This is a genomic window from Streptomyces sp. NBC_01267 (assembly GCF_036241575.1).
Classification (GTDB): Bacteria; Actinomycetota; Actinomycetes; order Streptomycetales; family Streptomycetaceae; genus Streptomyces.
The window spans coordinates 4,073,470-4,087,681 of record NZ_CP108455.1 but is presented as its reverse complement, the minus strand read 5'-3'; the positions used below and the strand labels follow the sequence as shown (position 1 = coordinate 4,087,681).

Here is a 14,212-nt window from a genome sequence, read left to right as displayed (position 1 = left end):
CCCGAGGGGCAAGATGGGCCAGGTTGTCAGCAAGTTGCAGTAGTTCAGGGAGGAAGCGTCGTCGTGAGCAGCAGGCCATCCCGAGGCGCTGCTCGCCTCGCAGCCATACTTGACGCCCTCCCTGACGGGCTGTTGCTCGTCAATTGCAACGGAACGGTCGTCAACGCCAACTCCATCGCCCTCGACGCCTTCGAAACGCCGGGCACGGCGCTCGTCGGCCGGGGACTGCTCGACCTGCTGCCGCAGTTCGACTCGCGGCTGATCCCGGGCTCGATGCGGCGGCCGGAGGGCGCGGACGAGCGGGGCAGGACCAAGCCGACCCGGATGCTCGCCCGGCGCACGGACGGGGCGGAGTTCCCGGTCGAGGTGACCAGCGCGAGCCTGGAGGACGGCCGCGAGGCGTACGACTCGTACGGTGGCGGCTTCACGGGTGACGAGCTGCTGATGCTCGTCGTGCGGGACCTGTCCGGGACCGTCGACACCGAGGCCGAACTGGCCCGCTCGCAGCGGCAGACCGAGATGATCCTGCGCGCGGCGTCCGAGGGGGTCGTGGGCACCGACACGGACGGCCGTGTCGTCCTGGTCAATCCCTCCGTCGCGCAGATCCTCGGCTTCCGGGCGAGCGACCTCGGCGGCAAGGAGCTGCACCCCCTGGTGCAGCACTCGCGCGGTGACGGTGAGCCCTTCCCGTACGAGGAGAGCGCCCTCGCCGACACCCTCAGGTCCGGGCGCAAGCACCGGGTGCGCGGTCAGGTGCTGTGGGCGAAGGACGGCAGCGCGGTACCGGTCGACCTGACGACGGCGCCGGTACGGGACGGCGAGCAGCTCGTCGGCGCGGTCCTGACGTTCGCGGACCGCCGCCCGTACGAGAAGCAGGCCAAGCAGCACGCCGACGAGCTCCGGGCCAAGGACGAGCGGAACTCCGCGGCGGCGGAGCAGCACGCGGCCGAGCTGACGGCTCTGAAGGAACAGCACGCCGCCGAGCTGACGGCCCTGGAGGAGCGGCACGCGGCCGAGTCGAAGGCACGGGACGAGCGGCACGACGCGCTGGCCGGGCGGCACGAGCAGTTGACCGCGGTCCTGGGCGACGCCCTGCGCGGGCCGCTGGAGGAACTCCGCGCCGAGCTGGGCACGCTGGCCGCCGATCCGGCCGGGCAGCTGTGGCCCGAGGCCAACCAGATCCTGCACCACCTCGCCGCGGGTTACTCCCGGATGACCACGCTCGTGGACAGCGTGCTCGGCTTCCAGCGGCTCGACGCGGGCACGGAGGAACTGGCCAAGACGAAGGTGATGCTCGACGCGGTCGTCGCGGCGGGTGTGGACGGTGCGGTCGAACTGATCGGTCCCGGCCGGGTGCAGTTCGCGGTGCACGCGCCGCCCATCGAGGCCGAGGTGGACGCGGCGCGGCTGGCAACGGCACTCGCGCATCTGATCGCCGACGTGGCCGGGGTGGACGCCACGGGCAAGGCGCGGGTGGCCCCGGGCGGCGCCTATGTGGACTCGACGATCGTGGTGGCCGCCGCGCAGCGCGGTGAGGTCGTACGGATCGAGGTGCGCGGGCCGTTCAGCGGCGGTGACGCCGTGCACGAGCCGATCGTGCGCGGGATCGTCCGGGTGCACGGGGGAGTGCTGCAGACGCACGAGGTGCCGGGGACGACGGGCAGCGCGTACGTCCTGGAAGTGCCGCTCGGTGCCGGAGCGGGGACAGTGGATCCGGCGGCGGAGGCCGCTCCGGTGCCCGCTCAGCAGAACACGACCTCGGGCGGCGGACGGCGGCGCGGACGTCGCTCCTCGACCGACGCCTTCCTGGACGGTCCGGTGGACGGGGGCACGGCTCCCGGCGCGGGTCCCGGTACACCGGAGCCGCCTACGGGGCGCCGCAGGGCGCGCCGCGAGGAAGCCGGTCCGGGGACGGACGGGAGGGGCACGGACAGTACGGGTGCGGGCGACGGTACGGGTGCCGGTGCGCCGCTGCCGCAGGCGTCCTTGCCTGCCGGGGCCCCGGCGCCGGAGAACGGCCCGCCCGACAGCGGGTCGGGCCGTCGGCGCGGGCGCACGGAGCTTCCGGCGCCCGCCGAAGGGTCCGTGGTGACCGCCGCCGAGAACGCGCAGGGGACCGCCCAGGGACCGGCGCGCGCCCAGCGCGGAGCGACGGTACCGCCGCAGGGCGTGCCGTCGGACGCCCACGCCCCGAGCGGGCGGCGCGCACGGCGCGCGGAGGGCATGCGGGAGATCGAGAACGCGCGACCCGCGCTTTCGCCCGCGCCCACCGCCGGTACTCCTGACGCACCGGGTACACCGGGTACACCGGGTGCATCGGGTGCATCGGCTCCGGGCAGCCCGGCGCCGGAAGCTCCCGCGCCGCAGCCGCTCCCGGACGCTCGGCCCGCCCCACAACCCCTGCCCCTGCCCGAGCCCGCCCAGCAGCAGGCTCCCTCCCAGGCGCAGAGCCCGTCCCAGCCGCAGACGCCGCCTCCGGGCCGACGTGCGCGGCGGGCCCTGGCGACGGCGTCCGTTGCCGCACCCGCCGAGGCCGAGCGCCCGCGCAGCGCGTTCGCGCTCCCGCCTGCCGAGGCCGACCGGGTGCCGTCGGCGCCCTCCGACGCCTCGCTGCCGGGCCGCCACGACTCCGTACGGACCGGATCCACGGACACCGGCCGGCGCCCGCAACACCACCCCGGCGCGGGCGACGAGCAGGCCAACGACGGCACGCTGTACGCGTCGCCGGAGGGCTGGCCCTCCGTCACGGAGCCTGCCGCCCTGCCCCCGGAGGACGGCGCGCCCGCGAGCCGGCCGCTGCCCGCCGAGGAGCCGCTGCCCGCCGACGCCTCCCAGGGGCGGGCCATAAGCGTGCGCACGCTCGGCCAGGGCACCCCCTTCACCGAGCAGATCGCGGCGCACCAGAACCAGCCCCACTCGCTGGGTTCCGGCCGCCGCCGCAGGCTCGCGGCACCGCCCGAGGACGAGCGCCCCGAGGTGGACGCCCGGCCGCATCCGCAGGGCGCGAACCAGCGGACCGCGAACCCGGAAGGGGCCCAGCCCCAGCAGGCACCGTCGCCTCAGCAAGCTCAACAGCGTCTCTCGCCCCACTCGTCGCAGGAGGAGGGCCGCTCGTACGCCATAGGGGCACCCGACGAGGGGTCGGAGGGCCCCGAGCCGCTGGACGGCCCCGGCGGTGCGGTGGAGGTGGCCAACCGGCCGCAGCCACAGCCGATCGACGACGAACTGCCCCCGGAACCGCTCGACAATCCGCGTCGGCTGCTCGTCTGGCCCGCGCCCGACGTCTCCACCCAGCAGGCGCTGAGCGACCGCGGCTACCGTCCGGTGATCGTGAACTCCCGCGAGGAGGTCGACGCACAGATCGCCGCGTTCCCCGCAGCGCTCTTCGTGGACCCGCTGACCGGCCCGATCACCCGTAAGGCGTTGCAGTCCCTGCGACAGGCCGCGGTCGCCGCCGAGGTGCCCGTACTGGTGACGGCCGGACTCGGGCAGGCCACCCGGGAGGCCGCGTACGGTGCCGACCCGGCCGTGCTGCTGAAGGCGCTGGCCCCGCGCGACAGCGAGCAGCACCCGTCGCGCGTCCTGTTGATCGAGGAGCACGAGGAGATCGCGCTCGCGCTCACCGAGACCCTGGAGCGGCGCGGTATGCAGGTGGTCCGCGCGGCGACGGACGCGGAAGCGGTCACCTCGGCCGCGCAGATGCGCCCGAACCTGGTGGTGATGGACCTGATGCAGGTACGCCGCCGTCGCGCCGGAATCGTCGACTGGCTCCGCGCGAACGGGCAGCTGAACCGCACGCCGCTGGTCGTCTACACCTCGGCGGGCATGGACGAGGCCGAACTGCCGCGGCTGGCCTCGGGGGAGACCGTGCTGTTCCTGGCCGAACGCTCCACCAGCAGCGAGGTGCAGGGCCGGATCGTCGACCTGCTGGCGAAGATCGGGACGAACTGAACTGAACTGAACTGAACTGAACTGAACCGGGCCGGCCGCAGGGCCGGCCCGCGCGGCGTCCGCGTGGGCCGGAGTGAGTCGGGTGGGTCGGGTGGGTCGCCCCTGCGCCCGGGACCGGGCCGGTGCCTGTCCCGGGCTGAGACTTCGGTCGGAGCCGAGCCCCGGTCACGACGGGAACCACGGTCATGACCGGAGCTTCTTCGCTCAGAGCTGCGTCGTGTCCAGCTCCCCGTCCGCGTACTGCTTCCTGAGTACCTTCTTGTCGAATTTCCCGACCGACGTCTTCGGCACGGACGGCACGATCGCCCACCGTTCCGGAAGCTGCCACTTGGCGACGGACCTGGCGAGGAACGCCTTCAGCTCCTCGTATCCGACGCTCTCGCCCTCCTTCAGCACCACCGTCGCGAGCGGCCGTTCACCCCACCTGGCGTCCGGCACGGCGACGACCGCGGCCTCCGCGACCGCCGGGTGGGCCATGATCTCGTTCTCCAGCGCCACGCTCGAAATCCATTCGCCGCCGGACTTGATGACGTCCTTCGCGCGGTCGGTCAGTGTCAGATAGCCGTCCTGGCTGATGACGCCGACATCGCCGGTCTTCAGCCAGCCGTCCTCGCTGAACTTGTCGGCGGGCCTGAAGTCCTCGCCGCCCGCACCTCCGTAGTACGCACCGGCGATCCACGGCCCGCGCACCTCCAGCTCACCGGCCGACTCGCCGTCCCAGGGAAGGATCTCGCCGGTGGGTCCCACGAGCCGGGGCTCGATGCCCGCGGGGAATCGGCCCTGGGTGTTGCGGTACGGCCACTCCTCCTCGTCGGTGAGTCCACCGGGCGGGTTGGCGACGGTTCCCAGCGGCGAGGTCTCCGTCATGCCCCAGGCGGGGCAGAGCCGGACGCCCAGCTCGTCGTAGGCGGCCATCAGCGCGGGCGGGCAGGCCGAGCCGCCGATGGTGACCCGCTTCATGGAGCTCAGATCGCGCGGCCGGTCGGTCACCTCGGCCAGCAGTCCCTGCCAGATGGTGGGCACGGCGGCGGCGTGCGTGGGTTTCTCCGCCTCGATCATCTCCGCGAGCGGGGCGGGCTGGAGGAAACGGTCCGGCATCAGCATGTTGATGCCGGACATGAAGGTCGCGTGCGGCAGGCCCCACGCGTTGACATGGAACTGCGGCACGACGACCAGGGTGGTGTCCTCGTCCGTGAGCCCCATCGACTGGGCGGCGTTGACCTGCATGGAGTGCAGGAAGATCGAACGGTGCGAGTAGACGACCCCTTTGGGATCACCGGTGGTGCCCGAGGTGTAGCAGAGGGAGGCAGCCTGGCGCTCGTCGATCTCGGGCCAGTCGTACGTCATCGGGCGGCCCGCGATCAGGTCCTCGTACTCGTGCACGGTCGCCGTCGCACCGGCCAGCAGCGAACGGTCACCGGGGCCGCTCACCACCAGGTGCTCGACGGTCGGCAGGTGAGGGAGGAGCGGCGCGAGCAGCGGCAGCAGCGAGCCGTTGACGATGATCACCCGGTCCGCCGCGTGGTTGACGATCCAGACCAGCTGCTCGGCGGGGAGGCGGATGTTGAGGGTGTGCAGTACGGCACCCATGGCGGGGACCGCGAAGTACGCCTCCACGTGTTCCGCGTTGTTCCACATGGCGGTTGCGACCCGTTCGTCGCCGTCGACCCCCAGCTCGTCGCGGAGCGCGTTGGCCAGCTGCACCGCGCGGACACCGGCCTCGGCGAAGGAACGACGCTGCGGTTCCCGGCCGTCCCCGGTCCAGGTGGTGATCTGAGACGTGCCGTGCATCAGCGTTCCGTGAACAAGAATGCGGGTCACTGTCAGTGGTACGTCCTGCATCGTGCTCAGCACGGCGTCCTCCCGGGGGCAGCTTCGCCTACGCAGCTTCGCCTACGCATGGGTAATGTGGCGCAATTCTGCTCACATACCGATTGGTATGTCACTACCCGCCGCCAGGAATTCCACCGGCTTCCCATCGAAGTCCCCGCCCGTGTCCCTGCCCGTGTCCCCGCCCGAGGTCACCCCCGGGATCCCGTCGGGAACCTGCCGGAATCACCACGACGGTCACCGCACCGGGGACAGCTCCGGGTCCTCGCGAAGCTTGCCGAGCGCGCGCGAAACCGCGCTCTTGACGGTGCCGATCGAGACACCGAGGACCTCGGCGGTCTGCGCCTCGCTGAGGTCCTCGTAGTAGCGGAGCACGAGCATGGCCCGCTGGCGGTCGGGGAGCTTCATCACCGCGTGCCACATCGCGTCGCGCAGCGCCTGCTGCTCGGCGGCGTCGGGTTCGGGCACGGTCTCCGGTTCGGGCAGGTCCTCGCAGGCGAACTCGTCGACCTTGCGCTTGCGCCACTGCGACGTACGGGTGTTCAACAGCGCCCGGCGCACATAGCCGTCCAGCGCACCGTGGTCCTCGATCCGCTCCCACGCGACGTACGTCTTGGTGAGCGCGGTCTGGAGAAGGTCCTCGGCGTCACTCGGATTGGGGGTCAGCGAACGGGCGGTGCGCAGCAGCACGGGCCCCCGGGCCCGCATATAGGTGGCGAACGACGGGTACGGCGTCGCCGCCTTCGCTGCGCTGGTACAGACTGGCGTGGTCATAGCTCCACGCTAGGAGCAGAACACCTGCGAGCAGATCGCCCAGAGGTGCCGAAGGTGAATCCCCCTCAGGTTGTAGGAGTGGTGGTACCTCCACCTCCTGAAGGTGGAGGACGCTCCTCGTGCCGTCAGGGTCCACCAGCGTCGGCTTGACCGGCGCGGGCCGCTGATCAGCCGATACGGGCCACCGGTGCGTCGACCCTGTTCCGGTCGATGCTGAGCTCACGGCCCCCGTGTGTCTCGGTGACGTCTCCCTCGTACTGGTGGATCCGCAGATGCGGGGTCCAGGAGTTGGCCGGGAGGGAGGGCTCGCCGGACACCGAGGGCTTCTTCTGCCACCGGGCGAACCACATGACGGTGGGCAGGTCCGTGGTGCCCGCCCTGCGCGCTGCCCCGATCTGCGCCACGCCGGAGTCCGCACTGCTGTAGAAGCCGGACACGTAGCCGAGACGTTTCACCTCCCGGTCCCAGGAGCGGATGAAGGAGAGCGTGACGTCCGCGCAGGTGCGGTCGCCCGTGTCGTACGCCTCCATGTCGAGGTAGAGCGGCGTGCCCTTCAGCATGCCGAGACCTCCGGCCGCCTGCACGGCCTGACGTGCCTCCTTCGTCCCCTGGCCCGAGGGGTTGCTCCCGATCTGGAACTTCCGCTTGTTCTCCGCTCCCACGCACGGTGACTGCGAGCCGACGAAGACCGGCAGCACCTTCCATCCCATGCGGTAGACCGATGACACCCAGGCCCGGTCGAGCTCGGGCTGATGGGGGCAGCCCCGGCCGCGGCCCGCGTAGTACACGCCGATGCTCCGGTACTTGGAGGAACCCCAGGCCCGCATCGTCGCGAGCGACGGAGTGACGCAGGTGTCGAACCCCCAGCCGTTGAAGCGCACGGTGCCGGTGGACATGGCCGCCTTCGCGGGCGCGGCTGCCTCCCGGGAGACGGCTGTCATTGCGTCCGCGGAAGCGCCCGTGACTGTGGCTCCCCCTGTTCTTGCCGCCGCGTCCGGTGCGGGGTCGGCGACGGCCTCCGGTGCTGTGAGCGTCAGCGTCACGAGCGCTGCTGCGACGAGTGCGCGGGTCAGGAACCTCTTCCGTTGATGCATAGGGCGCAGTGAACGGGTCTCCGGCCGCCCTGCCCAACGCCCACGCCGCTGTGTCAGCCGTCCGCGCCCAGGATCAGCCCGGACGTGGGAACTCCGGTGCCGGCCGTGACCAGGGTCGTGGCCGCGCCGGGTATCTGGTTCACCGAGGTGCCACGCACCTGTCGGACGGCCTCCGCGATGCCGTTCATACCGTGCAGATAGGCCTCCCCCAACTGGCCGCCATGGGTGTTCAGCGGCAGCGCGTCCTCCGCGACGAAGGCCGCCGCTTCACCTGGTCCGCAGAAGCCGAACTCCTCCAGTTGCATCAGGACGAACGGCGTGAAGTGGTCGTAGAGAATCCCCACATCGATGTCCGACGGCCGCAGCCCCGAGGTCTGCCAGAGCTGCCGGGCGACCACGCTCATCTCGGGCAGCCCGCTGAGATCGTCGCGGTAGAAACTGGTCATCTGCTCCTGCGCCCGGCCCGCCCCCTGCGCCGCTGCCACGATCACCGCAGGTGGACGGCGCAGATCGCGCGCCCGCTCGGCGCTGGTGACCACGATCGCCTGGCCGCCGTCCGTCTCCTGGCAGCAGTCGAGGAGACGCAGCGGCTCCACGATCCACCGCGAGGCGGCATGGTCGGCGAGGGTGATCGGCTTCTCGTAGAAGTACGCCGCGGGATTGCGCGCGGCGTACCGGCGGTCGGTCACCGCCACGTGGCCGAACACCTCGGGGGAGAGGCCGTACGTATGCAGATAACGCTGAGCGGCCATCGCCACCCAGGAGGCCGGTGTGAGCAACCCGAAGGGCAGCGCCCAGCCGAGCGCCGCCCCCTCGGCCGAGGGTTCCCTGCGCTGCACCCCCGAGCCGAAGCGCCGCCCCGAACGCTCGTTGAACGCCCGGTAGCAGACCACCACATCGGCCACCCCGGCGGCGATGGCGAGCGCCGCCTGCTGCACCGTGGCACAGGCGGCCCCGCCGCCGTAGTGGATCCGGGAGAAGAAGGACAGCTCACCGATCCCGGCCGCCTGGGCGACGGTGATCTCGGGGCTGGTGTCCATGGTGAAAGTGACCAGGCCGTCCACGTCGGCGGGCGTGAGACCGGCATCGTCGAGGGCTGCCTGTACGGCCTCGACCGCCAGTTTCAGCTCGCTGCGTCCGGAGTCCTTGGAGAACTCGGTCGCCCCGATCCCGACCACGGCAGCCCTGCCGCCGAGCGAGTCCCGCTCACGCATACTCATGTGCCCGCTCCCGTCTCCGCCTGTCCTGAACCGGCCGCGCCACCGATACCGGTACCGATGCCGATGCCGATGCCGATGTCGGCGCCCACGCCGACCGTCACGGTGCCGGTGACGTGGTGTCCCCTGGCATTGGCGCCGACCACGCGGACCTCTGCCGAGCCGCCGTCGACCGCGGTGATCTCCCCGGTCAGCACCATGGTGTCCCCCGGGTAGTTGGGAGCTCCCAGCCGGATCGCGACCCTGCGCAAGGTGCAGCCCGGCCCGAAGCGATCGGTGATGTATCTGCCGACCAGCCCGTTGGTGGTGAGGATGTTCATGAAGATGTCGGGCGAGCCCTTCTCCCTGGCGGCCTCGGCATCGTGGTGCACGTCCTGGTAGTCACGGGACGCCACGGCTCCCGCGACGATGAGCGTGCGGGTGATCGGGATCTCCAGCGGCGCCAGTTCATCGCCTACTCTCATACCGGTTCCTCCATTTCTTCCGTGCGCGGCTCCTCGGCGCCCACGATCAACCCGCCCAATTCTTCGAGTACTTCACTCCCGCAGCCCAGATAGGCATCGAGCTGCCGCCCCCAGAGGAAATGCCGGTGCACGGGATGTTCGATGTCCGAACCGAGTCCCCCGTGCAGATGCTGGCCCGCGTGGACGACCCGCTTGCCCGCCTCCGACGCCCACCACGCCGCAGTGAGTGCGTGGGTGGCGTACGGCAGGCCCTCGTCGTGCCGCCAGGCAGCCTCGTACGCCGTGACCCGTATCGCCTCGGTGTCCATGTACGCGTCGGCCGCCCGCAGCAGCACCCCCTGGTTGGTGGAGAGCGGACGCCCGAACTGCTCCCGTTCCGACGTGTACGAAACGGCCTGCGCGAGCGAACCCGCGCACACACCGGCCTGGAGCCCCGCGCATGCGATCCGAGCCGTGGCCAGCACCTGTTCGTACGCCCCGGGCCCGCCAAGCGGCTCGGCCCGTGTCCCCGTCAGGATCAGCCGCCCGGCCGACCAGGGCGCGGTGGTCTCCACCGCCTCCGTCCGTGCGTCCGCCACCCGTACGAGCCAGAGCCGACGGTCCCGGTCGGCGACCAGCACCAGGGTGGCGTCCCGCAGCCACGGCACCAGGGGCACAGTCCCGCTCAGACGGCCTTCCGCGTCCGCCCGTACGCCGCCGTACGCCGGGAAGGCACCGGTCGCTACCGCTGTCCCGTCCCGGAGCCCGGGAAGCAACCGCTCGCGCTGCTCGTCCGTGCCGTGGGCGGCCACCGCCAGCAGTCCGTACACACAGGTCGCGGTGAGCGGAACCTGGGCGGTCCGCCGCCCCTGCTCCTCCAGCAGCAGTACCAGCCCCAGCAGCCCCGTCTCCTCTGCCGCGGCTACCAGTCCTGCCGCGCCCAGCGCTTTCCACAGCTCGGCGTCCGTCCCGGTGCCCGCCGCTGTCAGGCGCTCGTGTGTGGAGAGATCCGCGAAGATCTGCGCAGCCAGTTCACCGGCCGCTTCCTGCTCCTCCGTGGGTGTGAAGTCCATGTCAGCCTCCGCTCCCCTTGAACACCGGAAGTTCCAACTCCGCGTCCACCCGCAGAAATTCGAGCGTCACCGGCATACCGACCCGCACCTTGTCGTACGGAACCCCGGTCACATTGCTCACCATCCGAACGCCCTCGGCCAGTTCGATCAGGCCTACCGCGTAGGGCGGTTCGAAGGCCGGGAACGGCGGATGGTGCATGACGACGTACGAATAGACCGTCCCGGCCCCGCTCGCCTCGGTCGTGTCCCAGTCGAGCGATCCGCACGCATTGCACCCGGGCAGCCAGGGAAAACGCAGCGTCGCACAGGACGAGCAGCGTTGGATCAGCAGTTTGTGTTCGGCGACCCCGGCCCAGAACCCGGCATTGTCCCGGTTGATCACCGGCCGGGGCCGCCTCGCCTCCGGCTTTCCGCCCGCCGCCGCTGCGGAGGGCACCGCGCCGGTCGTCCCCTCCTTCGGCCGCACCGCGGCCGGCGGCCCGACCGCGGCTCCGGACGAAGCCCTGCCCGCAGGTGCGTACTTGAGGATCCGGAAGCGGTGCGTCCCCGCCAGGACACCGTCTCCCCGGACATCCATCCGGGTGGTGACGAAGTACCCCGTCCCCAACTTGGTCGTCTTCCGCTCGGAGACCGACTCGATCACCGCGTCGAAGGTGATCCGGTCCCCCGGGCGGAGGTCCCGCAGATACTCCTGCTCGCAGTCGGTCGCGACCACCGCCGTGCATCCGGCGCCGTCCAGCAGCGCGAACAGCTCGTCGTACGCGTCCGTCCGGCCCGTGTGCCCGGAGAGCCCGCCCATCGTCCAGGCCTGGAGCATCGTGGGTGGTGCGATCGCCGGATAGGCCGGGCTGGTGTCGCCCATCGCCTCGCACCAATGCCTGATCATCGATTCGTTGACGGGGTCCTTCCCCACCCCGGACGTCGCGGCAGGGCGCCCCTCGTACGCCTTCAGCCGCCGGTGGAGCGGGTCTTCCGTCTCCCTCTCCCTGGTCCGCGCCTCGTTCCTCACCTTGTCCACCTCCCCGCTCACCTCTTCCGGCTCCTCATCCCGAGCCGCATCGTCGCGACGATCTCCCGCTGCACCTCGCTCACCCCGCCCCCGAAGGTGTTGATCTGCGCCGCCCGGTTCATACGCTCCAACTCCCCGTCCCCGAAGGCCCCCGGCGTCCCCGTCCGGATCAGCGCCGACTCCCCTGCGATTTCCTGGCACATTCGATACACCTCTACGGCGCTTTCGGTTCCCAGAAACTTGACCCCACTTGCATCGCCCGGCGCGAGCGTCCCCGCCCCCACGTCCCCGACCAGCCGCCAGTTGAGCAATCTGACGGCCGCGAGGCGCGCGTGCACCTCGGCCAGACGCCCCCGTACCCAAGGCCGGTCGGCGGGCCGTTCCCCGGTGTCCGGATCGGGTGTGCGCGCGTACTCCAGCACCGCCGCGTAGGAGTCCTCCGCCTGCATCCCGATCGCGGCCAGCGCCACCCGCTCGTGGTTGAGCTGGTTGGTGATCAGCCCCCAGCCGGCGTTCTCCGCACCGACAAGGTTGGTTGCGGGCACCCGGATCCCGTCGTAGTACGTGGCGGTCGTCGTCTGTCCGCCGACCGTTTCGATCGGCGTCCAGGAGAAGCCCGCCGCGTCCGTCGGCACCAGCACGATCGAGATGCCCTTGTGCTTGGGTGCGTCCGGATCCGTCCGGCAGGCGAGCCAGATCCAGTCGGCGTTCTGGGCGTTGGACGTGAAGACCTTCTGTCCGTCGATCACCCAGGAGTCGCCTTCGCGCACCGCCCTGGTCCGCAGGGAAGCGAGGTCCGTACCCGCTTCCGGCTCGCTGTACCCGATCGCGAAGACGAGGTCGCCGCTGAGGATGCGGGGCAGGAAGTAATCCTTCTGTTCCCGCGTCCCGTACTTCATCAGGGTCGGTCCGACGGTGTTCAGCGTGACCATCGACACCGGCGCACCCGCGCGGTACGCCTCGTCGAAGAAGACGAACTGTTCGTCGGGACCGCGTCCTTTGCCCCCGTATTCGACGGGCCAGCCCAGTCCCAGCATCCCGTCCGCGCCGATGCGGCGCAGCAGGTCACGCTGCGCTCCGGGGTGTGCGCCGGAGCCCGGAGGGGATCCGGGTTCTGCCTCGTCGTGCATCAATTCATGGAAATACGAACGGAGTTCGGCACGCAGTTGCTGCTGCCGCTCCGTCGGGGCGAGGTGCACGTCGGCGGCCTCCCTGGCATCCGGATCAGGGTTTCTGACTGTCCGTCAGATATGCCTCGACTGTCAAGGCCGGAACCCGAACCACGACCCGAACCGCCCCGCACACAGAAACAGTCCGGGCGCCGACGCCTCAGCGCCGCCGCCCGGACTGCCATTCACCCCGCGCACTACTCGTGCGTTCCCCGAATGTTCCCCATCGTCCCGACCCCCATCGGGCCGCGTGTCACCAGAGCCGGGTGAAGTTCACCGTGTAGTTGGCCTGGTGGATGGCCGTGAAGGCCGAGCCGTTCACACTCGCCGTGTTGTTCTGGTTCGACGCACCCGCGCCGGTGGCAACCTGCTGCGTGGTGGTCGAGTTGCCGTTGTTGTCGTGCCCGACGCCACTACCGACGACCCCGGCCACGCTGGCGTTGGATCCGCTGCCCGCGATGGCGCCGTTGTCCGCGGAGGCCACGCCCGTGAAGAGGGCGGCTGCCAACGGCAGCGCGGCGACAGCGGCAAGGGCGCGAGCGGTACGGATGTGTGCCATGTCAATTCCTCCAGGAACCAGAAAGGCGGTTGCTTCCGGGAAAGTTGGCCGACCGTCCCGGTGTGGTGCACGACTTGTCGCGAGATCAGAGTTGCCCACCGGGCCCCTGGGGAACCAGCGCGGAAGGCTTGATTCCCTCGCAAGCGTGACGTTAAGTCGATAAACCCCACCAAGGCACTGAATCTGCAAAACGGCAGCCCGCAACCCGTCACCCCCGGGCGCCCCAAGGGATGAATCGTTCCGTCATTTCCTCGGGAACGCCTTGCCCTCCCCCGGTCCGCTCCCCTGATTCGAACACTCATTCGGCAATAAACAACTGGCCGCCACCGACAGGCACTCCGCCCGCCATCCGACCCTCGCCCGTGCGCGCTTCACCGCCGAGCGCGGGCTCCCCGTTGTCCCGTCATCCCGTTGTCCGGTTGTCCCGTAGCCAACTTCCCGCGCTGCTGTCACCGCATCACCGGGACCCCGACCCGGTTCTCTACCGCGGCGCCTCCGACCGACCGCCGCACCACCCGATCGGCATCGACCTCGGCACCGAGGCGGAGAGCGGCTCCACGGCCGCTCTTCAACGCCTCGTACTCAAGCATCTGTTCACGATCCCGAGACCGTCGTCGCGCTCACACCCGGTGGGGGCAGCCATCTCCGGCCGACCGGACCACCCGACAGGGTCGTCCCCGACCCGGTGAGCCGACTCGCTCCCGGCATCGACATCCGTGGCGCCGGCGGGTACCTCATAGGTCCCGGTTCACTCACGACCCACAGTGTCTACCGCCTCGCGCCCGGCACGGTCCGTCTCGCGCCCGCGCCCTTTCCTCGCACCCCGCTCCGTCTGCTCACGCCTCCTGCTCGCGCTCCCGGCACTCCACCCGGCCGGCCCGCGCAGGGCCACGGCCTGGTGCACTTCGTACGCGCCGCCCACCAGGGACAGCGCAACACCCGTCTGTTCCGGCCGCCTGCCGCGCGCACGGGAACGGTTTCGGCGAAGATCTCGCCGCTCTGCTCGCCGATACTGCGGTTCGTACTGGACTCACCGAGCGCGAAGCTCGTGCCACCATCGCCTCGGCGGCCCGCCTGACGATGCCCGTTGTGC

At 70.8% G+C, this 14,212-nt stretch carries 10 protein-coding genes and 1 pseudogene; 2 read left to right on the top strand and 9 right to left on the bottom strand.

Features of this window, described 5'->3' with window-relative positions; translation table 11 throughout:
* Positions 1–63 precede the first annotated feature (63 nt).
* On the top strand, positions 64–3,951 hold the full coding sequence (locus OG709_RS18790; RefSeq protein WP_329167055.1) for a PAS domain-containing protein: 3,888 nt from the start codon (positions 64–66) through the stop codon (positions 3,949–3,951).
* Between the two features lie 204 nt (positions 3,952–4,155).
* On the opposite strand, the gene OG709_RS18785 is transcribed toward OG709_RS18790, so the two are convergent.
* The 9 genes from OG709_RS18785 to OG709_RS18745 all read right to left on the bottom strand — a co-directional run bounded on the left by OG709_RS18785 (position 4,156) and on the right by OG709_RS18745 (position 13,119).
* On the bottom strand, positions 4,156–5,805 hold the full coding sequence (locus OG709_RS18785; RefSeq protein WP_329167053.1) for a long-chain fatty acid--CoA ligase: 1,650 nt from the start codon (positions 5,803–5,805) through the stop codon (positions 4,156–4,158).
* Positions 5,806–6,018: 213 nt separating this feature from the next.
* Entirely contained in the window at positions 6,019–6,555 is a 537-nt protein-coding gene (locus OG709_RS18780; protein ID WP_250302259.1) for a SigE family RNA polymerase sigma factor, read from the bottom strand.
* Between the two features lie 167 nt (positions 6,556–6,722).
* Positions 6,723–7,649 (bottom strand): DUF1906 domain-containing protein, encoded by a 927-nt coding sequence (locus OG709_RS18775; RefSeq protein ID WP_250302260.1) that lies wholly within the window; start codon positions 7,647–7,649, stop codon positions 6,723–6,725.
* A gap of 53 nt (positions 7,650–7,702) precedes the next feature.
* On the bottom strand, positions 7,703–8,869 hold the full coding sequence (locus OG709_RS18770; protein ID WP_250302261.1) for a lipid-transfer protein: 1,167 nt from the start codon (positions 8,867–8,869) through the stop codon (positions 7,703–7,705).
* Positions 8,866–9,330: a MaoC/PaaZ C-terminal domain-containing protein gene (locus tag OG709_RS18765; RefSeq protein WP_329167050.1), complete on the bottom strand. Its 465-nt coding sequence runs from the start codon at positions 9,328–9,330 to the stop codon at positions 8,866–8,868. Before OG709_RS18765 ends, OG709_RS18770 begins: the two co-directional genes overlap by 4 nt.
* A complete protein-coding gene (locus tag OG709_RS18760) occupies positions 9,327–10,382 on the bottom strand; it encodes an acyl-CoA dehydrogenase family protein (protein WP_266641748.1) in 1,056 nt (351 codons plus the stop codon). Before OG709_RS18760 ends, OG709_RS18765 begins: the two co-directional genes overlap by 4 nt.
* Position 10,383: 1 nt before the next feature.
* Positions 10,384–11,391 (bottom strand): bifunctional MaoC family dehydratase N-terminal/OB-fold nucleic acid binding domain-containing protein, encoded by a 1,008-nt coding sequence (locus tag OG709_RS18755; protein ID WP_266644960.1) that lies wholly within the window; start codon positions 11,389–11,391, stop codon positions 10,384–10,386.
* Between the two features lie 17 nt (positions 11,392–11,408).
* The gene (locus tag OG709_RS18750; protein WP_266641750.1) at positions 11,409–12,590 is read right to left on the bottom strand and encodes an acyl-CoA dehydrogenase family protein; all 1,182 of its coding nucleotides are present in this window, start codon (positions 12,588–12,590) and stop codon (positions 11,409–11,411) included.
* A 223-nt stretch (positions 12,591–12,813) separates the two neighbouring features.
* On the bottom strand, positions 12,814–13,119 hold the full coding sequence (locus OG709_RS18745; protein ID WP_250302265.1) for a hypothetical protein: 306 nt from the start codon (positions 13,117–13,119) through the stop codon (positions 12,814–12,816).
* A gap of 316 nt (positions 13,120–13,435) precedes the next feature.
* On the opposite strand from OG709_RS18745, the pseudogene OG709_RS18740 reads away from it, so the two are divergent.
* A pseudogene (locus tag OG709_RS18740) lies at positions 13,436–14,199 on the top strand (bifunctional DNA primase/polymerase); the annotation flags it as partial.
* Positions 14,200–14,212 lie beyond the last annotated feature (13 nt).